Origin of the sequence: Emcibacter sp. (assembly GCF_048269205.1) — a bacterium.
Taxonomy (GTDB): domain Bacteria; phylum Pseudomonadota; class Alphaproteobacteria; order Sphingomonadales; family Emcibacteraceae; genus Emcibacter.
This window is the reverse complement of record NZ_JBLXJC010000001.1, coordinates 1,514,885-1,540,059: the sequence shown is the minus strand read 5'-3', so window position 1 is coordinate 1,540,059 and position 25,175 is coordinate 1,514,885. Positions and strand designations below refer to the sequence as shown.

Below are 25,175 nucleotides of genomic sequence, written 5' to 3'. Positions count from 1 at the left end.
GAGGTAACCGGAAATGAAGGTCATCGTATGCGGAGCCGGACAGGTCGGGTTTAATATTGCCCGTCACCTTGCCAATGAACATAACGACGTTACCGTTATTGACCGTTCTCCCAAACTGATTGCAAAGATCCAGAATTCCCTGGATGTGCAGGCCATCGTCGGCTATGCCTCCCACCCCGATCTTCTGGAGCGGGCCGGGGCGCGGGATGCCGACATGATTATTGCCGTGACCCTTTTTGACGAGGTCAACATGATGGCCTGTCAGGTGGCACATTCCCTGTTTGATGTCCCCACGAAAATAGCCCGGGTAAGGGACCAGAGTTACCTGAAATCCATGTGGCAGGACCTGTTCAGCCGCGATCATATGCCCATTGACGTGATCATTTCACCGGAAATCGAAGTGGCAAGGGCGGCGATCAGGCGTCTCGAAGTTCCCGGCGCTTTCGACATGATTCCCTTTGCCGACGACAAGGTTCAGGTGGTCGGGGTTAAACTGGGAGAGGACTGTCCCGTGGTGGACACGCCTCTGCGCCAGCTGAGTGAACTGTTTCCGGATCTGAATATTGTGGTCAGTGGAATTATGCGTAACGGCAAGTTGATTGTACCTTCCAGTACGGACCAGCTTCTGGTTGGGGACGATATCTATTTTGTTGCCGAAAAAAGCCATGTCCAGCGTGCCCTCAATGTGTTCGGACACGAGGAAGAGGAAGCCCGGCGTATTATTATTGTCGGCGGCGGCAATGTTGGGCTTTTCATCGCCGAACAGCTTTTTGAGGAAGACCCGAAGTTTCAGATCAAGATCATCGAGCTCAAACAGGAACGGGCAACTTACGTCGCTGAGAAGCTTCCCAAGGCCATTGTCCTCAACGGTGACGCCCTGGATCTTGAGTTGCACAAGGAAGCCAATGTGGCGGGCACCGAAACCATCATTGCCGTAACCAATGACGACAAGGTCAATATCCTGGCATCATCCCTGGCCAAACACGGTGGATGCAAACGCGCCATTTCCCTGATCAATAACCACGATTTTGGTCCCTTGACCCATTCCGTGGGGATTGACGCTTTTGTAGATCCGCGGCAGACCACAGTTTCCAGTATTCTACAACACATGCGGCGGGGACGTATCCGGTCACTTCAGACGCTGGCCGGCGGGGCCGCAGAAGTGCTGGAGGCCGTTGCCCTCGAAACATCACCACTGGTGGGCAAGCCGCTCAGGGATGTGAAACTGCCGGCGGGTATTATCATCGGCGCCATTATTCATGAAGATGAGGTTATCGTGCCCCGCGGCGGAAGCGTCATCAAGACCAATGATATCGTGATCGTCTTCACCCGCGCTGATGTGGTGCGTAAGGTGGAGGAGCTCTTCACGGTAAAACTGGAATATTTCTAGGGAATGTTTGCCAGGATAGGAAATCTGGTCGGATATTTGCTGATCATTCTTGGCGCCAGCGAACTATTGCCGGCCCTGATGGCGAGTTTTTTTAACGAACCAAATCTCATCCTGCCTTTCCTGATCAGCGGCCTTGCGACCATGTTTGTCGGAACGGCGCTCTATTTTGCCTTTCAGGACTTCAATGAAAACGCCAGCCGGCACGAAATTATCCTGTTTATGTTTTGCGCCTGGACGGGGCTGCCGCTTTTTGCCGCCATCCCCTTTATGACGACGGGCGTTCTGACGAAGCTTTCCGACAGCTATTTCGAGGCGGCGTCTGCGCTTACCACCAGTGGCTCTACCGTGCTGGCGAATATCGACCTGGTTCCCAGGACAATCATTTTCTGGCGTTCCCTGCTGCAATGGGAGGGCGGCCTGCTGATCCTGTGTATTGCAGTGGCCATTCTTCCGCTGACCAGGATCGGGGGTATCGACCTGTTTCGTTCCGCCCTGCCGCATGGAGAAGGGGTGGGGCTTCTTGCCCGCATGCGTTATGCACTGATCCCGCTGGCCAAGATATACAGTTTTCTGACGGCATTCTGTATGATTTTGCTTCTGCTGTCCGGGTTGGGGGCCTTTAATTCCTTCAATGTGGCCATGGCAACCCTGTCGAGCGGCGGCTTTCTGCCCTTTGAAACCGCGGACAAGAATTTATTTAGTGGAATGGTGGAGCTGATATTGCTGCCGTTCATGATTCTGGCGGCGACCAATTTCACCTATCACTGGGCCTTTTTTTCCGGGAATAACCTGAAAATATACAAGACAGATTCTGAAGTGCGCGGATTTTTCGTAATATTGATGACGGCGATAATTCTGTTCTTCATAGCACTTGTTCTGGCCAATTCCGGTTTTGAGGCCAATATCCTCAGGAAGTTCTGGATTTCCATATTCTCTGTGGTTTCCATTATTACCACGACAGGCTTTCTTCCTGACCAGGCGGCGGACATGCCGGTATCCGTCGTTGTTATCGGTTCAATTCTACTCTTTATCGGCGGCACCACTGGATCCACGGCGGGCGGGTTCAAGATATTGCGCTTCAAGATATTGATGCGGCATGCAGACCGGGAGATCAGCCGTCTGGCTCATCCACACAGTATTGTGCCGCTCAGAATTAATCACTTGAATGTTTCCAGTACTACATTATATGCAGTGTGGATATTATTATTTATCTTTATGTCAGCCGCGGCTTTTGGCGCTATTTTCTATGGTGCGATGGATTTGGGCCTGCAGACCAGCCTTGGTCTCACTATTGTAAATCTGTTCAGCGCCGGTGGACTAACCGGGCTTCTCGCTCCGGATTTTGTGGGATATCACAGTCTTCCCCTGGCCGGAAAGTGGCTGACATCAGCGATAATGATAATCGGCAGGCTGGAAGTGATTGCTTTCCTACTCTGTTTTATGCCGTCGTTCTGGAGAAACTAAAAAATTGAAATGTTCACGTTTAGCCGGTTACATGGCAATGGCGCCTGTGCTATGATTGGACAGACCTTTGAGTTGGATAAAGTCGGGTCCGGTAAACTGTTCAAAGTTATCAAGCCAACCTTGAACCAAAAACTATAAATGGAATAAAAACATGTCAGATAAGAACCATAACCTTCAAGATGCTTTTCTCAACCATATCCGCAAAAACAAAACACCGATCACAGTTTTCCTTGTGAATGGCGTCAAATTGCAGGGAATTATCACCTGGTTTGACAATTTCTGTATCCTGCTGCGCCGGGATTCGAACGTACAGCTTGTTTACAAGCACGCCATTTCCACTGTCATGCCGGGAGCACCGATCCAGCTTTTTGATCCGGAAGCCGAAAATCAGGAGTGAATCTGCCCTAGATGACAGCCAGGATTACAACCGACGAACTGACGTTCAGAAAAAAAAGTTTCAGTTCAGTCTGGGATGATCCCTACAGTGAAGATATCGCGCTCCCGGAACATACCGCGGGAGCGCGAACTTTTATTTTTCATCCCTACTTACGCAACAAACAGGAAAACCTTTCCTGGTCACGAACTCCCCGGGCTCGTCTCGAGGAGGCCATATCTCTGTCCGCTGCTCTTGACCTGGATGTGGCAAAGGCCGTGACCATCGGCATTTCCAACATCCGTCCGGCTACCTATCTGGGGCGCGGAAAAGTTAAGGAGCTGGCCGATTATATTTCCACCAACGAGATTGAATTGGTTGTAGCTGACTGTGAGCTTTCCCCCGGTCAGCAACGCAATCTGGAAAAGGAGATGGGGTGTAAGGTCATTGACCGAACAGGGCTCATTCTGGAAATATTCGGAGAACGCGCCGAGACCCGGGAAGGCGCACTGCAGGTAGAGCTTGCTCATCTTTCCTATCAAAAGAGCCGCCTTGTGCGTTCCTGGACCCACCTTGAACGTCAAAGAGGTGGCTTTGGATTTATGGGCGGCCCCGGTGAAACCCAAATCGAGGCCGACCGGCGCATGATCGATGAACGTATCGGCAAAATTAAACGCCAGCTGGGCACAGTCACTAAAACCCGCGAGCTGCACAGAAAAAGCCGCAGGAAGGTACCTTTCCCGGTCATCGCCCTGGTCGGCTATACCAATGCGGGGAAATCGACCCTGTTCAACCGGCTGACCAGCGCCAGTGTGATGGCCGAAGACCTTTTATTTGCGACGCTGGATCCGACCATGCGCCAGCTCGATTTACCAAATAGCAAGAAAGCCATTTTCTCGGACACTGTGGGATTTATTTCCGACCTGCCGACCCATCTGGTTGCCGCTTTCCGGGCGACGCTCGAGGAAGTGATAGAGGCGGATATTATTGTCCATGTCCGGGATATTTCCCATCCGGAGACCGAAGACCAGCGCCAGGATGTGCTGGATGTTCTGAAATCACTTGGCATTGAAGAAGGTGAGGACAGGACCATTATCGAGCTCTGGAACAAGGTTGACCTGGTCAGCCCAGAAGACCGGCAGACGCTGGAAAATATGGCGGCAAGACAAAATAATGTGGCCTTGCTATCCGCAGTGACCGGCGAAGGCTGCGATGACTTCCTTCAGAAAATATCCGATCACCTGGCACGGGATGAAAGAACATATTCTTTCCGTTTCAGACCCGAGCAGGGGGCCGAAGTGGCTCAGCTATATAGTCAGGGCGAGGTCCTGTCCCGTGACGACAGGGAAGACATGGTCCTCCTGACAGTAAAACTGGGGACAAAGGCGCTTGGGTCTCTTGAAAAACAGGGGATTTTCCCTGTCGGGACGGTATAGATGTCGCTTAATCCTGACCGTATATCTGACTATGTCCGGGAGATATCCCATCAGGAAATTCTACGCCGTTTCGAAAAACTGGAAGATCACGAGATCCGGGACAAAGCGGCCGGGGAGATGGTCACCATCGCCGATATCGAGGCAGAGAAGCAGCTCAGCCGGCTGTTAACCGATCTGCATCCCGGTGCAGTTGTCGCCGGCGAAGAGAGTATTGCAGAACATCCGGAGAGGATCCACGATCTACTGGATGCGGACCTGGCCTTTCTCATTGATCCGGTTGACGGAACCAATAATTTCATACGGGGAAATCACCGTTTTGCCATGATGGTCGTCGCCCTGCGGAAAGGGGAAACGGTTGCCGCCTGGATCTACCTTCCTGCCGATGACGTTCTTGCAGTTGCCGAGCAGGGAAGCGGCGCTGTATTAAGTGATGACAAAGTGGTTCTGCCGAGACCTCCAGCTGACATAGCCCAACAGATTGCAGCAGCCCATATCAAGCGCTTTCCAGATGACTTGAAGGAAATGGCACGGGTGAACCTGAAGAAATTTCTCAAGAACAGTCCTGCTTTCTGTGCCGGATATGATTATGTGAGTCTGCTTGGCGGGCGGAAGCATTTTTCCGTTTATTTTCGCACGTTGCCCTGGGATCATCTGCCGGGAAGCTTTATCCTGAAACAGGCGGGGGGGTGCAGTCGCCGCCTGAATGAAGAGGACTATACCATTCACGAAAGGGGAAGGGGCCTTTTGAGCACATTGACCGAGCCACAATGGTATCAGGTTCGGGACGCCTTATTCCCCGGCCGGTTCTGAGGTCTTTTTCTCCTGTGCCTTTACCTTGTCCCAGTAGCGGTCGAGCTCTTCCAGGGTGCAGTCTTCCGCATTTCTGCCTTCCAGGGCCAGAAGATCCTCAATTTTCCGAAAGCGCCGTTCGAATTTAGCGTTTGCAGATCTTAGGGCTCTTTCCGGGTCTATTTTTAAATGGCGGGCCAGGTTGGCATAAACAAACATCATGTCGCCAAATTCTTCAGCAATCAGCTCAGGGTCCTGATTGTCGCGATTTTTGACTAACTCAGCGGACAATTCCGCCATTTCCTCATTCAGTTTATCCAGGACCTGAGCTGTTTCCGGCCAGTCAAATCCCACGCGCGCAGCACGTTTCTGCAATTTGACAGCGCGGGTGAGGGCGGGCAGCCCCCAGGTCACGCCATCCAGTGCGCTATCCTGTTTATTCTTGTTTTTAGCGGCCCGTTCTTCCGCCTTCATCTGTTCCCAGGCCTTGCCCTGTTCCTCCACGGAGGCATAGGTCATATCGGAAAAGACATGGGGATGGCGCCGAACCATTTTGTCACTGATGGCTTCGACCACATCGTAAAAGGAAAACTGTTCCTCTTCTTCAGCCATACGGGAATGAAACACCACTTGAAACAGCAAATCCCCCAGCTCATCCCTGAGGGAGTCCATGTCGCCGTGCTCGATGGCTTCGGCCACTTCATAGGCTTCCTCAATGGTATAGGGAGCAATGGTTTTATAGGTCTGAACCTTGTCCCAGTCACAGCCGTTATCCGGATCTCTGAGCCGGATCATGATATCGAGCAGTTTTTGTAGTCCGGTATCGGTCATAGAGTGTGTTAACTGATTTGGCAAAAGAAACTCAAGGCGAGATAATTGCTTAACAGGAGGCATATGTGAAGTCCAACAAAAATATGAGTAGATCGTTCCACGGCTCACAGTACAGTCTGTCTGCTGTTATCAGATTGTTAATACTACCTTCTATATATTAGTTTATTCGAATAACAATATTCGGTGTGTTTGATGACCACTTTACTGAAAGACAAGAGCAATCTGTTCTGCTGTAATCCGTTGTCAGCTTCTTTCGGGACATTTCTATAATGCGTTTCCTGTACAGATGGTTGGGTCATAACTATACATTCTTGTCATTGGCCGGTCTGCTTGTTGTAATGGTTGTCGCCTTTATTTCTCTGAGTGTGATCTGGAACCAGAAAACAAGAGTGTCATCGGTACGGCTGGCTTCAATTGAGAACCTGGAAATTAGTTTTTCCCGACTTGATATGCTTTTTGGCTATGGAGGTTTCATCCACAATTTCAAGAATTATGTCTTGCGCGGCGAAAGCCGTTATCTTGAACTTGCACAGGAAAATCTCGAAACAGTCCGGGCTGAATGGACTGTTCTCAAAAATAATGTGGAGGGATTTGAGAAAGAGAAAAGTCATCTGGAAGAGATGTTGAATGCCTATGAGCGCTCCATCAAACTTGCTGGTAGCCTTCCCTACAATGGTGCCGAGAACCTCGATAAACTTGTCAAGGTTGAAGACACCATGGCCTTCACTGCCCTGACGGTTCTGAGAAAGTATGTTTCAACAGAGTTGGAAGAAGCCATACTCCGCCAAATTGAACTGGACGAGAGTTGGTCGAGCACAGAGGTGTATATATTTTCAGCAGGCGGAACCGTCTTCATCCTGATGTTGATGAATTTCCTGATTCAGAATGAAAACCGGACGATCAGAGAAGATGATGAGAAAGCGCAACAGAAAATAGAGGATATGGGCAGGGAAATCAGTGACCTGGAGTATAACAGTCAGGTTCTGAAACTGCAGCATGAGCAGGCAGAGAAGCTGGGCGGCTTCGGTACATGGCTTTTGAACCTTGAAAACAAAACATTCTACTGGTCTGACGGAATCTTTCAAATTCATGGGCGGGATCCGGCCAGAGGTGTGCCCACCGTCGAGGAATCTGCACGTTATTATACCGAGCCGGCACGGAGAACCGCTCTGGCTCAGATCGGGGAGGCCGCCCGGACAAAATCGGGCTACACCATCAAACATGAACTTGTGCGTGACGATGGGGAGAAAAGACGTATCGCCAGCACCGGACAATATATGGAATATGACGATGTGCCCTATATGATCGGTGTTTTCCGGGATATCACCAACGAATATCTTCTGGAAACAACACTGAGGGACGCCGCCAAAACAGCCAGCGATATTGCCAAGTCCAGAAGTGATATTCTTGCCGTAATGAGCCATGAGATCCGAACGCCGATAAATGGTGTTATGGGTGTGCTGCAACTCCTTGAAACCATGGAGTTGCCGGAAAAGGCCCAGGAACTTGTCGACATGGGCATGCAGAGCAATGAACAACTGCTGACCATTATCAATGATCTTCTTGAGATGTCCAGACTGCAGTCTGGCAAGGTTCAGCTTGTTATGGAACCCTTCAATATAGGACAGGCGGTCAAAAGCGCCGTTTATCTCCATTCTGCAACAGCTCACAGCAAAGCACTGGAACTAACGGTCGACATACCCGAGCATTCACCGCCTATACTGATTGGAGATGAGGTCAGGCTCAAACAAATACTGGGGAATCTGGTCAGCAATGCTGTCAAGTTTACCCTTGAGGGCGGGGTATATATTTCCGTTCATTTCCATGATTCCGGTCTGGAGAACACTACCGAAACGGAGATCAGGGTCCGTGATACGGGTATAGGCATACCGGCCGACAGGCTTGGCGATCTTTTTCAGCCCTTTGAACAGATAGAGGATGCCTATCGCCGACAGTTCGGCGGCACAGGGCTCGGCCTTTCCATCTGCCAGAACCTCGCTGATCTTATGGGCGGCTCCATTTCCGTCGATTCAGTCGAGGGAGAAGGTACAACTTTCACCTTCCGCCTGGCCCTGGAACTTGCCAGCGACGAAATAAAGGAAAACCGCCTGCTACTTGACCCCGCGGTGATAGCCGGATTGAAGGTTCTGGTAGTGGAAGATGTCGAGTTGAATGCCCGCCTGATGCAGAAAGTTCTGGTTGACCGATGGAAGATGGATGTCACCTTTGCCCAAAATGGCCAGGAAGCTATTGATATCTGCATCAACAAGAACTTTGATATTATTCTGATGGATATTCAGATGCCTGTTCTGGATGGCATAGAGGCTACCAGGATTATTCGTTCGTCCATGCTTCATCATCGTAATACACCGATTATCGCCGTCACGGCAAATGCCATGAAAGACGAAGTTGCCCAATATTATGAGGCCGGAATGCAACATTGCATTACAAAGCCGGTTGATTGGGGGGAAATGGCCTACATTATGAAAAACCTTCAGAAACTGAAAATCAGTGAAGCGGATGGTTCCATCCATCAGATACCTGACTGGCTGGAGCAGGAAATCGTAAAATTACTCGATCCCGGTGATGAGAGCGAAGATGCTGATCGCTTCAGGCTCAATCTGCGAATGCGAAACGACAAGCTTTATACGATAGTCCGTCAGCTTGATATTGAACGCAATAAACCTGCAATGCTTGTCGCAATTGCCCAGGAACTGCGGCAAATGGATCACCATTTTGAATATGGGTTCCTGAAATCATTCGCAGTCAAACTGGAAAAAAATGTCTATGACCCGATCAGTGTCCAGCACCTTGCCCTGGAACTTGCCAACGTTGTGAACCGCCTTTGCTATCCCGAAAATTTGCCGCAGGTCATATCAAGCTGAGCCTTCCAACTGATGTATGGATCAGTTCTCCTGCACCCAATGATCCAGAGTCATGCCATACTCCAGGGCCGGCTGGTCATGAATAAACATTTCCCCCTGCAAATTAAACCCAAGGCGTTCTGCAACATTTCTGGAAGCGGTATTTTCTTTCATGATAAGTGAACAAAGACTTGTGTAGCGACGATCGCCGAATCCGTGATCACGGACTCTCAGCGCGGCTTCGGTGGCATATCCGTGCCCCCAGGATTCTTTCGTGAAGCTGTATCCGATTTCCAGTTTGGATTTTTTACGTTCGTCCTCGGGACCGTTATAGATGGTTTCCCAATAGAAATAGTCTGCGCCATCTTTTTCATAGCCGTAGAAATGACTGAACCCGCAACGCCCGAGCGGATGGTTATCCGATTTTCGTATAACCATATAGGGACCGGTGCCGTCTTGCTCGTGTAACTGCATTACCAGGTCAAGATAGGCCTTGTTTTCCTCGTGTGTGCGGACGCGGCCAAGCGTGTAACGCATGACATCCATGTCACCATGCAGATAATCCAGAAAGTCCAGATCATTTTGGCAGAAGGGCCTCAGGATCAGTCGATCAGTTTCAAGTGTCTGCATCAGAGCCTCCAGATTATCAAAAATTTACTGGTTATACATAGCAGTAGGCAAGATGATATCAAATACAGCTGGTGCAGGAGGCCTGCGCTACTTCAAAACTTCAAAGCGGGCGCTCCCATACCTGACCCACAAGATCTTTGCCAAAGTTGTGATGAGGATCTTCTTCTATCAGGTTGAAACCGGCGGCTTCATATATCCGTCGGGCGGAGACCAGGATATCATTGGTCCAGAGAACCATTTTTTTATACCCCTTGTTTCCGGCAAAACGGATGCATTCATCAACCAGTCGCGCGCCGAGACCCAACCCCCGCGCACCGGGCTCGACATAAAGAAGACGAAGCCTTGCCGTCTCTTCATTCTCGCGTACAACAAAAACAGATCCGACAATCTCGCCTTCGCTTTCGGCAATCCAGCAACGATCTTTTTCGGGATCATAGTCATGTATAAACCGGCCGATAATTTCAGCAACCAGTCCTTCGAAGGTCCAGTCCCAGCCGTATTCCTTTGTATAAAGGTGCGCCTGCCGGCTGGTGACCCAGCTGAGATCACCCGGTTCGGGATCACGTAGAATGAATGTCTTTTCCCGGGATAGATCGCCCAGAAGTCGGCGGATTCGTGTCATCGCTCCGATCAATTCACGTCGTTCTCTTGCAGAGAGCGGAGACATGAAAGATTCCACTTCCCGGACAGAGGCGTTATTCAACTTCTCATAGGTTTCCTTACCGGTCGGGGTAAGAGTGAGTGCGAGGCGCTTGGCGTTATCCACAGACGGAGTACGGGCAATCAAACCCTGTTCCTCAAGACCTGAGGCCAGACGGCTAAGGTAACCCGGATCCATGTTCAGAGATGTCGCCAGGTCCTGAGCAGAAGGGGCCTGCCCCTTTCGCGCGATGCCGATTTCGTAGAGCACGCGGACCTGGGGCAGGGAAAAGCCGGAAGAAAGCAGGTGTTCGTTCAGGGCGCCGACCAGACGTGTATGGAACCGGTTGAATTCGCGAAATGAAGTGACATCATCAGCAATCATATTGCTTATCCCATAATATATATTGACAAAGTCAATATAATATACCCACAACCGAGATGCAACTGATACGGGGCTGATATCAGTCCTGTAAGGATGAAGATAAAATTGCGACAGGTTAATGGCGGAGAGGGTGGGATTCGAACCCACGATGGGCTTGCACCCATGCCGGTTTTCAAGACCGGTGCATTCAACCGCTCTGCCACCTCTCCGTGATCCGTGTGCTGAATTGAAATGCAATGGGCCAAGGATTTATCCCATAGACTCCATCAGGTCAAGACCGAATTCGTCACAATACGGTAATGTTGTATTGTCTGGCCGGTAATGTCCTATTAATGGGTTGAAAATATACTGCAGATGGTCTTTTATGCCTTGATATGGTCACGATTTTTGACGATGATCAAGCCATAACCAGCGGTAATATCATATAATTCAGCCATCGAGGTCCGTGCAGCGTGAAAATAACCGGAATATTGCTCAGCTTTATCCTTGCTGTTGTCGTTTCTTTGTCTTCACTCAGAGCCGAAGAAAAATCTGTCCCTGACAATCCCCAGCCTTTCGAAGTTTGGCTGGCCGACCTGAAACAAGAGGCGCTGGAACAGGGGATCAGCCCGGGAACCCTCGAGACGGCCTTCACAAATGTGGCGCCGATTCCCAAAATCATCGAGCTGGATCGCCGGCAGCCGGAATTCACCCAGACTTATGCACAATATATCAGCCGCCGGGTCAGCCCGACGCGGATTGCCAAGGGGCGGGAAAAGATCAGCGAATTTTCCGGACTTCTTTCCCCGGTGGCACAGAGCATGGGTGTCCAGGAACGCTTTATCGCCGCAATCTGGGGCATGGAGACCAACTATGGCAGCTATACCGGCGGGTACAGTGTCATTGCCGCCCTGACGACGCTGGCTTATGACATGCGCCGGCCGACCTATTTCCGTAAAGAGCTTTTGCGCGCCCTCAAAATCCTCGACGAAGGTCATATTTCTCCTGAGGATATGAAAGGCAGCTGGGCCGGCGCCATGGGGCAAGGGCAGTTCATGCCTTCAAGCTTCTATTCCTATGCTTATGATTTTGACCAGGACGGCCGCAAGGACATCTGGGTCAATGAATCCGATGTATTCGCCTCTATTGCCAATTACCTGAAAAGACATGGCTGGCGTGAAGACCAGACTTGGGGCAGGGAAGTAACCCTGCCGGAAGATGTGGACGGTCTCTGGGAAAAAGTACAACAAACCGGAAAAATCAAGAGCTGCCGCCGGGCGCTCAAGGATCACAGCAAGCAGTTATCCCTGGATGAATGGAAAGCTCTTGGTGTCAAAAGTAAATTTGGTGGCGATTTGCCCGATGTGGGGGAGCGGCCCTTCAAGGCATCTCTGGTAATGCCCGCGGGTAAAGACGGTCCGGCTTATCTGACCTATGAAAATTTCCGCTCTATTCTGCGATATAACTGTTCAAACTTTTATGCTCTTGGTGTCAGCCTGCTGGCAGATGAACTGAGATGAGAATGCTGCGCCATATATCATTGCTGGCTCTGATGACCGCCCTTGCGGCATGTTCCTCTGTGCCGGGTGGCGCTCCGGTCAGCCAGAGCGGCGGCGAATACAAGGTGGGCAACCCCTATAAAGTTGCCGGCAAGGTTTATGTACCGAAAGAGGACCCGGACTATGTGGCCGAGGGACTGGCTTCCTGGTATGGCCCGAAATTTCACGGACGCAAAACAGCCAACGGGGAAACGTTCAATATGAACGCCCTGACAGCGGCGCATACCACTTTACCGATGCCCAGTTATGTGCGGGTAACCAACAAGGAAAACGGACGCTCGTTGATTCTCAGGGTCAATGACCGGGGTCCGTTTGTCGGCGACCGCCTGATTGATGTTTCCCGCAGGTCTGCCCAGTTGCTTGGTTTTGAAAAACAGGGTGTAACACGGGTTCGGGTGGAAATCGTACCCGGCCCGGATGCCCCGCCCACTGCCGCCTTTGCCCGGAAGCGCCAGCCTGAAAAGCAGGCTCCGGTGACAACAGCATCACGGGAGGCACCGGCGCCGGTTGTCGTTGCCGATGCAGCACCGGTGGCAACAAATGCACCTGGTGCGGCGGCATTGGAAAAAGTGATAGTCGAGACGCTTGAACAGGAGGCGCCTGCTGCAGGAAACAGTGCCGCAGAGGAAGAAAACATGTATGTTCAGGTCGGCGCTTTCTCTGACAAAAACAGGGCAAAGATGGTGGCGGATGACATCCGCCATGTAGGTCAGACCCTTCTGGAGCTTGTGAATGTCAATGGACAGAAACTCTATCGTGTCCGGATCGGACCACTTGCCTCGAGGGAGCGGGCTGATGAAACACTTGGCAGAGCGCTGGCCTGGGGACATAATACCGCACGTATTGTATTGGATTGATAAATAACCGGATAACGGGACGAGGAATGATTAATAAATTTGGAAGACATATGGCATCCACACTAAGGTTGCTGGGGCTGGCACTGTTGCTGTTTGCCGCCGGTTCTGCTGGTGCCTCCGCCCAGTCCATCAGGACCGCTGCGGAAGAAGCCATTCTGATAGAAGGCTCAACCGGCGCCGTCCTGTTCGAAAAAGACGCCGATACCTCCATGCCGCCGTCTTCCATGAGCAAGCTGATGACCGTTTATCTGGCGTTTGAGAAACTGAAAGACGGTGTCATCACTCTGAATGATGTTTTCGAGGTCAGCGAGCCGACTTATCGAAAATGGCGTCTGCAGGGTTCCACCATGTTTCTCAATGCCGGCGACAAGGTAACCGTTCGCGAACTCCTGCTGGGTATTATTGTCCAGAGCGGCAATGATGCCTGCGTGGTGCTGGCCGAGGGCATCGCCGGGTCTCCCGATATCTTTGTGGAGTGGATGAATGCCAAAGCTGCGGAACTTGGCATGAACAACAGCCACTTTACCAATGTGAATGGCTGGCCGGACGAAGAGCACTATATGACAGCACGGGATCTGGCGATCCTGGCCCAGGCCATGATCAAGAATTTCCCTGAATATTATCCCATGTTCGCGGAAAAGAGCTTTACCTACGCCAATATTCCCCAGTCAAACCGCAATCCCATTCTCTACAGCATGAAAGAAGCGGACGGTTTGAAAACCGGCCATACGGAAGCGGGCGGATACGGCCTTACCGCCTCTGCGGTCAAAGACGGCCGGCGGCTGATCCTGGTTCTGAATGGCATGACCAGCGAAAAAATGCGGGCCCGGGAATCCGAACGTCTTCTCAACTATGGTTTCAGGAATTTCGATATATATCCCCTGCTGGAAGCGGGACAGGAACTGCCGAAGACCCATCAGGCCAGTGTCTGGCTGGGTGAATCCAGCCTGGTGCCGCTTGTGATTGAACAGGATGTTATCCTGTCCCTGAGCAAGCACGCCCGACGCAGGATGAAAGTGAAGGTGGTGTATGATGGCCCCATTCGCGCCCCCGTCGTCAAAGGACAGCCCATTGCCACCCTCGAGATCACATCCGCAGACATGAAGCCGATTACCTATCCGCTGGTCGCCGGTCACGATGTCCCGGAACTTAGCGGTTTCAGCAGATTGAAAGCCGCCTTCGACTATTTGCTTCTCGGGCCCAGCGGAAATGGTGATGAGTAGCGACTACCGTGGAAAATTCATAACATTTGAAGGCGGTGAAGGTGTCGGCAAGTCAACCCAGGCCATGGAACTTCGCCGCTTTCTGGAATCCCGGGGTGTGGATGTCGTCCTGACCCGGGAGCCCGGGGGCTCCCCCGGTGCAGAAGAAATCCGCCACCTTCTGGTCACAGGCGGTACAGACAAATGGTGTGCCATGACCGAAACCCTGCTGCATTACGCGGCCAGGGCGCAACATCTTGAGGAAACCATCCTGCCAGCGCTCAAACGTGGCGCCTGGGTGATATGCGACCGTTATGCAGACAGCACGCTGGCCTATCAGGGCTATGGACAAGGGCAGAATATTGACAAGATTCTTGAGATTCACCGTCTGGTGACCGGTGATTTCTGGCCCGACCTGACCATCCTGCTGGATGGCGGTGTAAAGCTGGGCCTGAACAGGGCGCGGCATCGGGAAGACCTGGAAGACCGGCAAACCCGGGAAGACCGCTATGAGCGTATGGGGGAAGAGTTTCATCAAACATTGAGAAATTCTTTTCTGGATATTGCCCGCAAAAACCCGGACCGTATAACTGTCGTTGACGCCGAAGGCGGTATTGACCTGATTGCCGGACATATTGCACAAGTGATCTGTGACAGGTTTTTCGGAAAGTGACAGCAAACGTGGATATCGAGGATGTACCCCCGTCAAGGCAATGCAGAAAAGTCGTCGGCCACAGCCATGCCCAGGATCTTTTCCTTGATGCCTTCACTGCGGGCAAACTGCATCATGCCTGGCTGATCACCGGCCCTCGCGGTGTCGGCAAGGCCTCGCTTGCCTATACCATGGCTCGCTTTCTTCTACACAACCCTCCTGTATCGAACGAAGGTCCCGGCCTGTTTGGCGATGTACTCGAACCGGTGTGTCCCGAAAGCCTGGAAACGGATCCGGAAAGCCCGGTTAATCACCGGATTACGGCGGGAAGTCATCCGGACCTCATCAGTATCGAACGTTCCGTGGATGACAAAACGGGCAAGAAAAGAAATGAAATTCTGGTCAATGACGTGCGCCGGCTGCAGGGATTTTACAATACCACCTCGGGCGAGGGAGGATGGCGTGTTGCCATTGTGGATAGCGCCGACGAACTGAACCGCAATGCCGCAAACGCCCTGTTGAAGATCCTGGAGGAACCGCCCTCCAATTCCATTCTGTTTGTCCTTGCCCATGCACCGGGCCGGCTTCTGCCGACCATCAGGTCGCGCTGCCGTCAGCTCAGGCTCATGCCGCTGGAATTCAACGAGGTCAGCCAGGTTGTCGGCCGTCAGTATCCGTCCCTTCCAGCCGGGGAAGTTCAGGGATGTGCATTGCTCAGTGAGGGAAGCCCGGGATATGCCATTACACTGGCCGAACAAAAGGGGCTGGAACTTTATGGTCAAATTCTCAGCCTGATGTCGCTTCTTCCGGCTATGAATATTCCTGCGCTGCATGCTCTCGCCGATGATCTGGCCGGGGCCAAGAACAAGGATCGCTTCGGGCTCTTTACAGACCTGCTGACCCGCTTTTTTAACAGGCTGGTCCGTGTCAATGCCGGTGAGGGGCATGAAATTGCCGAAATTCTCGATGGAGAGCTGGAACTCATGAAGTCTCTGGGGCAGAGATTACCGCTTGATCAATGGGTCGAGCTATGGGAAAAGGGTTCGCATATACTGGCCCGCACCGACGCGGTCAATCTTGATCGCAAGCAGGTTGTGCTGAACATTTTTGCCATGATCAGCCAGTCGCTTCGGGCCTGACAGAGTTAAAGAGTTTTTACCGGAGAGACGAAGAATATGGCGCCTGCCTTTTACATCACGACGCCCATTTATTATGTCAATGACAAGCCGCACATCGGGCACGCCTATACCACGCTGGCCTGTGATTTTCTGGCCCGCTTCAAACGTCTTGACGGCTATGATGTCATGTTCCTGACCGGTACTGACGAACATGGCCAGAAGGTGGAAAAATCCGCCCAGGCGGCAGGCAAAACGCCAATCGAGTTCTGCAACGAAGTATCGCAAAGGTTCCGTACTCTGGCAGAGTTCATGAATTACTCCCATGACGACTTCATCCGTACCACAGAAGAGCGGCATAAAAAGGCCTGCCAGGCTTTGTGGCGGAAGCTGGAAGAAAGCGGCAACATCTATCTCGATAAATATGCCGGATGGTACAGCGTACGGGACGAGGCTTATTTTGCCGAAGGGGAACTGATTGACGGCGAGGGCGGCGAAAAACTGGCCCCGACCGGCGCCCCTGTAGAATGGGTTGAGGAGGAAAGTTATTTCTTCAAGCTCAGCGCCTGGGGCGAGAAGCTTCTGGACTGGTATGAGCAGATCCCGGAAACGGTTCTGCCCAAAAGCCGCAAAAATGAAGTGAAGAGCTTTGTTGAAAGCGGCCTTCGTGATCTTTCCATCTCCCGCACCAGCTTTTCCTGGGGTATTCCCGTGCCGGGTAATGACAAACATATTATGTATGTCTGGATTGACGCCCTGACCAACTATATGACGGCCGTGGGCTATCCGGATACGGACAGTGAAAGTTTCAGCAAATTCTGGCCGGCTGATGTCCATATGGTGGGCAAGGATATCCTGCGCTTCCATGCGGTCTATTGGCCCGCCTTCCTGATGGCGGCAGATATCGAACCGCCAAAAAGGGTTTTCGCCCATGGCTGGTGGACCAATGAAGGCCAGAAAATTTCCAAATCCGTCGGCAATGTAATTGACCCCTTCGAGATCGTTGAGGAATTCGGTCTTGATCAGGTACGTTATTTCCTGATGCGCGAAGTGCCCTTCGGCAATGACGGGGATTTTTCCCGACAGGCCATGATCAATCGTATCAACAGCGATCTGGCCAATGACCTCGGTAATCTGGCCCAGCGCTCCCTGAGCATGATATTCAAGAACTGCGCGGCGGAAATACCAACTCCTGGCGAGTTTAGCGATGCCGACCTGGAAATCCTTGCAGCCGCCGATGCCCTTCTGGACCGGGTGCGGGAAAAAATGGACCAGCAGTCTTTCAATCAGGCGCTGGAGGTCATCTGGAAGATTGTCGGGGACGCCAACAGCTATTTCACTGCGCAGGAACCCTGGGCCCTGAAGAAGACCGACCCGAAGCGTATGGGTACTGTACTTTATGTTACCGCGGAAGTGATCCGCCAGGTGGGTATTCTGACCCAGGCGATTATGCCGGAGTCTGCATCAAGGCTTCTTGATCAGCTTCAGCTTCCTGCAGACAAACGCGGTTTTGCCGAACTTGGTCAAACCGGCCGCCTGACCAGTGGAACCCCGATGGAAAAGCCGGAAGGTGTGTTCCCGAGATATGTGGAGGCAGAAGCCTGATGATTGTCGACAGCCATTGTCATCTTAACTACGGCAGCATGACCGAAGACATGGAAGGCGTGATTCAGCGGGCCCGCGAGGCCGGCGTCGGCACCATGCTGGCCATCAATGCGCGCCTTAGCGAGTATGACGAAGTGCTGACCATCGCTGAAAATCACGAGAATGTCTGGTGTACCGTAGGCAGTCATCCCCATGAAGCGGAAAAGGAACCGGGTATTACGGCGGAACAGCTGATCGAGATGACCCGGCCGCAAAAGGTTGTCGGCATCGGGGAAACCGGTCTCGACTATTTCTATGAACACGCGCCAAGAGAGCTTCAGAAAGAAAATTTCCACGCTCATATCGCCGCCAGCCGGGAAACCGGGCTGCCGCTGATTGTCCATGCCCGGGATGCCGATGAAGATACGGCAAGCCTGATGAAAGAGGAGATGGGCAAGGGCGCCTATCCGGCAGTGATCCATTGCTTTACAGCCAGCCGTGCCCTGGCGGAAGCCTGCCTGGAAATGGGATTTTATATTTCCATTTCCGGCATTGTCACTTTCAACAGTGCGAAAGACCTGCAGGAAACGGTAAAAATCATCCCTCGCGACCGATTGTTGATCGAAACAGATGCCCCCTATCTTGCGCCGGTACCCAAGCGGGGCAAGCCGAACGAGCCATCCTATGTCAAATATACGGCTGAGTTCCTTGCCGGCCACCTGGGTATGGAGTTCGAAGAGCTCGCCCGGATAACCACCGACAATTTCTTTAGCCTGTTTTCAAAAGCCCGACGGCCCTGAGGACCATCCGCCATGAAAGTCACCATACTCGGATGCGGCACCTCAGGCGGAGTACCCCGGATCGGAGAAGTCTGGGGTGCCTGCGACCGCGACAATCCAAAGAACCGGCGACGGCGCTCCTCGATCCTGGTGGAGGAGGGGGAAACGTCCCTCATGATCGACACCACGCCCGACCTCAGGGAACAGTGCCTGGATAACGGGATCATGCGCCTTGATGGCGTGCTCTATACCCATGACCATGCAGACCACACCCACGGCATTGATGACCTCAGGGGCATCGCGCAATGTATGAAGAAAAAAGTCGAGGTCTATGCGAACCGGGAAACCCGGGAAGTTCTCACCCGAAGGTTTGATTATATTTTCGAAAGCAAAAACAACTATCCGGCTATTGCCAACATGCACGAGATTGATCTGACACCATTCAGGATCGGGGCAATTGACGTCCAGCCGTTCAAGCAGATTCATGGCGATAATGGCTCGTACGGTTTTCGTTTAAATAAAATGGCTTATAGTACAGATTTTAATGTAATACCTGAAGAAAGTTTTGCCCATCTGCAGGGGCTTGACCTCTGGGTTGTGGATGCACTCCGCCCTCAGCCTCATCCTACTCACAGCCATCTGGCGCAGACCCTGGAATATATCGACAGGGTGCAGCCGAAACGAGCTATCCTGACCCATATGACCTGGGACATGGATTATGAGACATTGAAGCGAGAATTGCCGGCACATGTTGAGCCGGCCTGGGACGGGATGGTAATCGAATTATGACGGACCTTTCCGGAGATTATAAAAGAAACGTAACCCTGCTGTGCATCTGCCAGGCGTTTATCATGGCCTCGTCCATGACACTGATCACCTATGCAGTTCTGGTCGGGCAAATGCTGGCACCGGATCCCAAATGGGCAACCGTCCCGATGGCCACCGGAATTGTCGGTGCTGCGCTGATGGCTTTTCCGGCGTCTTATTTCATGAAATATTTCGGCCGCAAGCGGGGGTTTCAGTTTGGTGCCCTCTGTGCGACAATTTCCGGGGCAGTAGCCATATATGCCCTGTGGATACAGAGTTTCCCTCTTTTCTGTTTCGCCACCCTGCTGCATGGCGTCTATCAGGCCTTCGCCGCCTATTACCGCTTTGCCGCCATGGAGGTCAGCCCGCCGGATTTTCAGAAGCAGGGTATTTCACTGGTTCTGGCTGGTGGCATGATCGCAGCACTGGTGACGCCAACCATTACCGGTTTCTACAATGATGCTTTCGGGCCATTCACTTTTGCGGGGCCCTATGCCCTTGTTACCACCCTGAGTATCCTGGCTCACCTGCCAATAGGACTGCTGAAGATTTCACACAGAAGTCCCGCAAAAGAGCCGGAGGAGAAGGCGGACAGTGAGGAAAAAGCGGACAGCAAGGTCAATATAGGAGAGATCATCCGCCGGCCGGCGTTTATATGCGCGGTGCTCAATGCCAGCGGGTCCTACTTCCTGATGTCCTTCATCATGGCCGCAAGCCCTATCGCCGTGGTGTTCTGCGGCTTTGAAAATGCGGATGCCGCCACGGTCATTCAGGTGCATGTTCTTTTCATGTTTTTCCCGGCCTTTTTCACAGGCTCTCTGATCGCCCGTTTCGGTAATATCCCCATTATCCTGATTGGCATGTTGCTCTTTGCGATGGCCGCGGCCATCGCCATCTATGACGTGCAGCTGACGAACTTTTATCTGTCGCTGGGGCTTCTTGGTGTTGCCTGGAACTTCATGTTTACGTCATCCACCAGCCTTCTGGCGGAAGCCTATTCGGAAAAGGAAAAGGCCTTTACCCAGGGGATCAATGATTTTCTTGTTTATGGCATGACAGCGACCGCGTCGCTCACCTCCGGATATATCTTTGCTACCCTTGGCTGGACAAAAATGAACATGATGAGCTATTCCATACTTGCCGTTCTGTTTGTGATTACCCTGTGGTATGTTAGGCGGACAAGACAACAGAACGAGGAGAGGGCTCTTGAGGTTCCGGTCACAGAAGGGGAGCATTATGGTGAGTAGAAAAACAGGTTCATTGATTGGAAGCAGCTTTCTTCTGTGCCTTGCCCTTCTGGTTTCCCTCAGCCTGCCTGTCCGGGCAGAGGAAAAGACCATTGACGTGGTTATTGAAACAGAGCTCGGCAATATCGATGTGCGGCTCTATCCGGAGAGAGCGCCTCAGACCGTTGCCAATTTCCTGAGAAACATGGATGCCGGGCTTTATAACGGGGGCCAGTTTTACCGGGCTGTGCGCATGGACAACCAGCGACCGGCCAGAACAACCATTACCCTGATCCAGGGAGGGCGTAACCTGGCCAAGAAGCCTCTGACGGCAATTCCTCACGAGACCACCAAAATGACTGGAATCTCCCATCAGAACGGTGTTATCTCCATGGCCAGACTGGCGCCGGGTACGGCGGATACGGAATTTTTCATCTGTGTTGGTGACAACAGCGCCCTGGATTACGGCAGCGATCGCAACCCGGACAAGCAGGGATATGCCACTTTCGGTGTCGTCACGACTGGTATGGATGTGGTCATGCAGATACAGAGCCAGCCTACCAATGTGCCCATGGAAGACCCCAGCTCACCGGTCAAGGGCCAGATCATGGAACATCCGATCAGGATCTTTGCGGTCAGTAGAAAATAACCTCTCGAAAGTTCTTCAGTATGCTCGGCGAAAAATTCGGCTGGTACAGGGATATACGACGTCTGTTCAAGGTTTCCGCAGAAATGTGGCGGGGGTTTGCCCTGTTGCGCCAGCTTGGCCCCTGCGTGACCATATTCGGCTCGGCCCGTTTCGGTGAAGACCATGTCTATTATCAACAGGCACGGGAAATTTCGGCAAAGCTGGCCAGGGCCGGTTTTTCGATTATGACCGGGGGAGGGCCAGGCATTATGGAAGCCGCCAACAGGGGCGCCTTCGAAAATGGCGCCCTGTCGGCGGGCTGCAATATTCAGCTGCCTCATGAACAGGTGCCGAACCCTTATCTGCATATCAGTACGACGTTTAAGCATTTTTATGTTCGCAAGCTGATGCTTGTCCGTTACTCCCAGGGGTTCGTCCTGATGCCCGGCGGGTTTGGCACTCTGGACGAGATGTTTGAAACCCTGACCCTGATGCAGACCGATAAGATCACGGATTTCCCGGTTGTGGCTTTCGGTAGTGAGTACTGGGGCGAACTGATCCCGTTCCTGGAAAAAACCATGATCCGTTTTGGCACCATCGATCCCCAGGATCTGGACCTGATCCGGGTGACCGACGATGTGGACGAAGTGGTAGCGATCATGACCGGCGAGGCCAGCGAGGAACATTTCGAGGGCTGATCAGAACAGGAAATATCCTGCGACAGCGGCCAGTCCGATCAGCGCCCATGGCGGTATCTTCCAATAACGCAGCAAAAGATAGGCTGTCACAGCTCCCAGGAACGGCTTGTATCCGGTTATGGTGGCTGTAAAAACAGGATCATAGAAAACCGCAGCCAGAAGACCGACAACCGCGGCATTTATCCCCTTCATGGCGTTTCTGGCGTGCTCTGCGGTGCGAATTCGGTTCCAGAGCGGCAAACCGCCGAGCACAAGCAGGAAAGACGACAGGAATATGCCCACCGTTGCAATAAGCGCTCCGAGGACCGGGGAAGCGGACGGGGCGGCAATCGTTCCCAGATAGCTGGCGAAGGTAAAGAGGGGACCGGGAACAGCCTGGGCGAGGCCGTATCCGGCGAGAAAGTCATCAGTACCCACCAGGCCGCTGTCGACCATTTCCGCCTGCAGCAGCGGAAGAACCACGTGGCCGCCCCCGAAAACCAGCGATCCTGAACGATAGAAGCTGTCCAGAAGTTCAATCTCGGGCGCCCGGGTAGTAGCAGCAAGAAGCGGCAACAGGATGAGAAGAGCCGCAAATACCGCAAGGCATAAGACAGAGGTTGCCATCTTGCCCGTATGGCCCAGTTTTTCGGGTGCGGAAGTTTCGGAACTGTTCGCACCTTTAGTCTGGCGAAGCCAGATCAAACCAATCAGTCCACCAAGAACAATCGCCAGCACCTGACCGACAGCACCGGATATCATAAAAACCACACACATGGACAATACGGCAATGGTTGCGGTTCTAGGGCCGGAAGCAAGGGATGAGGCCATACCGCCCAGGGCATGGGCCACAATGGCCACGGTTGCCGTTTTGAGGCCGGTAATCCAGCCACTGCCGCCCAGGTCGGCAAAGTTCAGCACGCCATAGGCGAACAAAAACATGAGCAGGGCGGAGGGGAGCGTAAAGCCCAGCCAGGCGGCAACCATGCCGCCATACCCCCCCTTGGTCAGGCCGATAGCCATTCCCGCCTGGCTTGATGCCGGTCCGGGCAGAAACTGGCAGAAGACGAGCAGGTCCGCATAAGCCGCATCACTGAGCCACTTCCGTCTGTTGACGAATTCTTCCCTGAAATAACCCAGATGAGCCACAGGACCGCCAAAAGAGGTGCAGCCCAGAATAAAAAACAGCCGGAATATTTCCCAAAAGGAAAGCCTAGTATTGTCGTCTGTTGGATACTTGGGGACAGGCATTTTGATCACTCAATGTTCATGGTTTTCGATAAATATATTATGGTTAATGCAATCTTAATTGAAATAATATTCGTATATTTTAAATCCCGTAAGAATATTATTTCATAAATTATACAAAATAAAGAAAAGACAATATATATAATGTGTTAGGAATTCTTTACACTTTTGCTATTGCTATTATTTGCATAGATAAGTAAGACCTTATTCTCCTTATGATATTAATTTTTGGCGCAGTTCTTGCATTAACTATATTACGGCTTTGTTTTTACCAATAACTGTAAAATTTACTGACAAAGCAGGGGAGAGGGAAGTCATACAACATCTTTCCCGACCAGTATGCCGTCTGTAAACCTGCCTTCAAGGCAGGAATATAAACTATTAATTCTTACGGAAGGGGATTTTCCATGAAAATGGATTTTCATACGACAATTTTCAAAGTTAAAAAAGCGGCACTGATGGGGGCAGTTTCAGCCGCTATCTTCGCTGCACCTGCCTTGGCGACAACGGTTGATCCGGTGCTGAATGTTCAAGATTTTACCAGTTTACTGCACACCCACTCAACATCCTGCACGCACTGGAACAATGCGGCAATATCCCAAAAAGAACAATTACTGCTTGGCGAAAGAACAAAAACTGCTGTTCTGGAAAGGCTGGAAAACCTCAACAGAAGCAATAAGCTCGTAGCCGACGGATTTGCCGAAGGCCAGGTCAGCAAATCTGCCTCGACCGGCGCTAATGCCACAGGGCCTCAGATTGTCTATCTTGATTTCGACAGCGCCACGACAGGAACCTACAGCCGCACATTCAAGGAAAACCCTGATGGAACTGGCGCTGATGTTACCCGTATACTTGACGAACATATTTATACGCAGCAGGAGCGGGATTATATCCAGGCTCGGTTCCAGGCAGACTATGGACAGTTTAATTACCAGATAGTTACGGACAAACCTTCTGATGATACAACCTACAGCACCGTCTTTTTTAACGCCAACATGCCGGGCGAGGGGGCAGATGCCGGGCCTGCCGGGATTCAGTTTGGTAACGGTGGTGCTCCCCAGGGCATTCTTTTCGGTATCGCCGACGCAATCGATTTTCGTAACCTTGACCGGGGTGAAAATGCCAATGTAGACGGCAATGCTTGGGCGATTATCGCCGAACTTGGCATCTTTGAAGATCGCCTGGGAATGCCCCCGACACCTGAGAATATTGCCCTGGCGACGACAATCCAGAGCGCGCAGACCGGCGCCCACGAATTGGGGCATGTGGTCGGACTCAGGCATTATGAAGCCTGGGGGCCGATCGGTAAGGGTTTGCCGGATACAGGAACTCCACCGGATGACGCCTTCCTACCATCTTATACAGGACCGCGCGAAGGTGATGAAACTACCCTTCATTTGATGGGGTCTGGGGCCAGTGCAGGTCTTACCCTGGCCGACTCCGTTGTCACAGACCGGTTCTTCAGTGAACGTTCAGCTATCAAGCTGGCCTTTAATGAGCAGGGCAGGGTTGTCGAGGAAATTGACGGCGTCCATAACGACTTCGCTTCAGCACAGGAAATCAAGCTTGAAAAGCTGGTAGTGCCCAACACCATTGTCGAGGGCGATAATGCCGAAGCAAGGCTGAATGTTTCTGCAATTTCCATCGAGGGTACCATTGATGAAATTAACCAACTGGACTTCTATGCCTTTGAGGGCGAAGAGGGAGATATTTTTAACCTGGAGCTGATTTCCATTGTGGACTGGAATAATGATGACTTCTTTGATCCCATACTGGCGCTCTTCGACGAAGACTTCAATCTCGTTGCGCTCAGTGATGACGAGTTCGAATCTCCGGATTCCTTTATCTTTGATTTCATCATGGAATATACCGGGATCATCTATGCGGCTGTGACAAGCTTTGACTATACTGAGTTCGACAGGCCGGATCTCAGTCTCGGTAATTATCAGTTGTTTGTTACCCGAACGTCCATTCCGGCACCGGCGACCGCCTTGATCTTTGCACTGGGGCTTGGCTATCTGCTAAGGTCGCGTCGCAAGAAATTCGCCAACTAACTATAAA

At 52.0% G+C, this 25,175-nt stretch carries 22 protein-coding genes and 1 tRNA gene; 18 read left to right on the top strand and 5 right to left on the bottom strand.

Annotation, left to right across the window (positions count from 1 at the left end):
• The first annotated feature begins 13 nt into the window (after positions 1–13).
• The 5 genes from trkA to ACN0YD_RS07170 all read left to right on the top strand — a co-directional run bounded on the left by trkA (position 14) and on the right by ACN0YD_RS07170 (position 5,473).
• Positions 14–1,390, top strand: coding sequence for a Trk system potassium transporter TrkA (gene trkA, locus ACN0YD_RS07190; RefSeq protein ID WP_417318239.1), 1,377 nt, complete (start codon positions 14–16; stop codon positions 1,388–1,390).
• Between the two features lie 3 nt (positions 1,391–1,393).
• Entirely contained in the window at positions 1,394–2,854 is a 1,461-nt protein-coding gene (locus tag ACN0YD_RS07185; protein ID WP_417318237.1) for a TrkH family potassium uptake protein, read from the top strand.
• A 151-nt stretch (positions 2,855–3,005) separates the two neighbouring features.
• A complete protein-coding gene (gene hfq, locus ACN0YD_RS07180) occupies positions 3,006–3,251 on the top strand; it encodes an RNA chaperone Hfq (protein WP_417318235.1) in 246 nt (81 codons plus the stop codon).
• Between the two features lie 11 nt (positions 3,252–3,262).
• The gene (hflX, locus tag ACN0YD_RS07175; protein WP_417318233.1) at positions 3,263–4,663 is read left to right on the top strand and encodes a GTPase HflX; all 1,401 of its coding nucleotides are present in this window, start codon (positions 3,263–3,265) and stop codon (positions 4,661–4,663) included.
• Entirely contained in the window at positions 4,664–5,473 is an 810-nt protein-coding gene (locus ACN0YD_RS07170) for an inositol monophosphatase family protein (protein ID WP_417318231.1), read from the top strand.
• On the opposite strand, the gene mazG is transcribed toward ACN0YD_RS07170, so the two are convergent.
• Positions 5,453–6,283, bottom strand: coding sequence for a nucleoside triphosphate pyrophosphohydrolase (gene mazG, locus ACN0YD_RS07165; RefSeq protein ID WP_417318229.1), 831 nt, complete (start codon positions 6,281–6,283; stop codon positions 5,453–5,455). The two genes, ACN0YD_RS07170 and mazG, sit on opposite strands and share 21 nt — an antisense overlap.
• Before the next feature lie 269 nt (positions 6,284–6,552).
• Here mazG and ACN0YD_RS07160 point away from each other — a divergent pair, with 269 nt between their 5' ends.
• Positions 6,553–9,168 carry an ATP-binding protein gene (locus ACN0YD_RS07160; protein WP_417318227.1) on the top strand — a complete coding sequence of 872 codons (2,616 nt, stop codon included), beginning with the start codon at positions 6,553–6,555 and terminating at the stop codon, positions 9,166–9,168.
• 21 nt (positions 9,169–9,189) lie between these two features.
• On the opposite strand, the gene ACN0YD_RS07155 is transcribed toward ACN0YD_RS07160, so the two are convergent.
• The 3 genes from ACN0YD_RS07155 to ACN0YD_RS07145 all read right to left on the bottom strand — a co-directional run bounded on the left by ACN0YD_RS07155 (position 9,190) and on the right by ACN0YD_RS07145 (position 11,010).
• Positions 9,190–9,777, bottom strand: coding sequence for a GNAT family N-acetyltransferase (locus tag ACN0YD_RS07155; RefSeq protein ID WP_417318225.1), 588 nt, complete (start codon positions 9,775–9,777; stop codon positions 9,190–9,192).
• Between the two features lie 100 nt (positions 9,778–9,877).
• Positions 9,878–10,801 carry a bifunctional helix-turn-helix transcriptional regulator/GNAT family N-acetyltransferase gene (locus ACN0YD_RS07150; RefSeq protein WP_417318223.1) on the bottom strand — a complete coding sequence of 308 codons (924 nt, stop codon included), beginning with the start codon at positions 10,799–10,801 and terminating at the stop codon, positions 9,878–9,880.
• 119 nt (positions 10,802–10,920) lie between these two features.
• A tRNA-Ser gene (locus ACN0YD_RS07145) sits at positions 10,921–11,010 on the bottom strand.
• 243 nt (positions 11,011–11,253) lie between these two features.
• Here ACN0YD_RS07145 and ACN0YD_RS07140 point away from each other — a divergent pair.
• The 11 genes from ACN0YD_RS07140 to ACN0YD_RS07090 are packed head-to-tail and all read left to right on the top strand — an operon-like array spanning position 11,254 to position 21,887.
• A complete protein-coding gene (locus tag ACN0YD_RS07140) occupies positions 11,254–12,300 on the top strand; it encodes a lytic murein transglycosylase (RefSeq protein WP_417318222.1) in 1,047 nt (348 codons plus the stop codon).
• 2 nt (positions 12,301–12,302) lie between these two features.
• The gene (locus tag ACN0YD_RS07135) at positions 12,303–13,196 is read left to right on the top strand and encodes a septal ring lytic transglycosylase RlpA family protein (protein ID WP_417318220.1); all 894 of its coding nucleotides are present in this window, start codon (positions 12,303–12,305) and stop codon (positions 13,194–13,196) included.
• A 50-nt stretch (positions 13,197–13,246) separates the two neighbouring features.
• Positions 13,247–14,419 (top strand): D-alanyl-D-alanine carboxypeptidase family protein, encoded by a 1,173-nt coding sequence (locus ACN0YD_RS07130; protein ID WP_417318218.1) that lies wholly within the window; start codon positions 13,247–13,249, stop codon positions 14,417–14,419.
• On the top strand, positions 14,412–15,071 hold the full coding sequence (tmk, locus tag ACN0YD_RS07125) for a dTMP kinase (RefSeq protein WP_417318216.1): 660 nt from the start codon (positions 14,412–14,414) through the stop codon (positions 15,069–15,071). The genes ACN0YD_RS07130 and tmk overlap by 8 nt, the downstream gene beginning before the upstream one ends.
• Complete coding sequence (locus tag ACN0YD_RS07120) at positions 15,068–16,189, top strand: DNA polymerase III subunit delta' (RefSeq protein WP_417318214.1); 1,122 nt, start codon at positions 15,068–15,070, stop codon at positions 16,187–16,189. Before tmk ends, ACN0YD_RS07120 begins: the two co-directional genes overlap by 4 nt.
• 36 nt (positions 16,190–16,225) lie before the next feature.
• Positions 16,226–17,770 (top strand): methionine--tRNA ligase, encoded by a 1,545-nt coding sequence (metG, locus tag ACN0YD_RS07115; RefSeq protein ID WP_417318212.1) that lies wholly within the window; start codon positions 16,226–16,228, stop codon positions 17,768–17,770.
• Positions 17,770–18,549 (top strand): TatD family hydrolase, encoded by a 780-nt coding sequence (locus tag ACN0YD_RS07110; RefSeq protein ID WP_417318210.1) that lies wholly within the window; start codon positions 17,770–17,772, stop codon positions 18,547–18,549. The genes metG and ACN0YD_RS07110 overlap by 1 nt, the downstream gene beginning before the upstream one ends.
• A 12-nt stretch (positions 18,550–18,561) precedes the next feature.
• Positions 18,562–19,317: an MBL fold metallo-hydrolase gene (locus tag ACN0YD_RS07105; protein WP_417318208.1), complete on the top strand. Its 756-nt coding sequence runs from the start codon at positions 18,562–18,564 to the stop codon at positions 19,315–19,317.
• Complete coding sequence (locus ACN0YD_RS07100; RefSeq protein WP_417318206.1) at positions 19,314–20,582, top strand: MFS transporter; 1,269 nt, start codon at positions 19,314–19,316, stop codon at positions 20,580–20,582. The genes ACN0YD_RS07105 and ACN0YD_RS07100 overlap by 4 nt, the downstream gene beginning before the upstream one ends.
• Positions 20,572–21,210 (top strand): peptidylprolyl isomerase, encoded by a 639-nt coding sequence (locus ACN0YD_RS07095; protein WP_417318204.1) that lies wholly within the window; start codon positions 20,572–20,574, stop codon positions 21,208–21,210. The genes ACN0YD_RS07100 and ACN0YD_RS07095 overlap by 11 nt, the downstream gene beginning before the upstream one ends.
• Before the next feature lie 20 nt (positions 21,211–21,230).
• The gene (locus ACN0YD_RS07090) at positions 21,231–21,887 is read left to right on the top strand and encodes a TIGR00730 family Rossman fold protein (RefSeq protein ID WP_417318202.1); all 657 of its coding nucleotides are present in this window, start codon (positions 21,231–21,233) and stop codon (positions 21,885–21,887) included.
• Here ACN0YD_RS07090 and chrA read toward each other — a convergent pair whose 3' ends face one another.
• A complete protein-coding gene (chrA, locus tag ACN0YD_RS07085; protein ID WP_417318201.1) occupies positions 21,888–23,117 on the bottom strand; it encodes a chromate efflux transporter in 1,230 nt (409 codons plus the stop codon).
• Between the two features lie 404 nt (positions 23,118–23,521).
• Here chrA and ACN0YD_RS07080 point away from each other — a divergent pair, with 404 nt between their 5' ends.
• Complete coding sequence (locus ACN0YD_RS07080) at positions 23,522–25,168, top strand: hypothetical protein (protein ID WP_417318199.1); 1,647 nt, start codon at positions 23,522–23,524, stop codon at positions 25,166–25,168.
• Positions 25,169–25,175 lie beyond the last annotated feature (7 nt).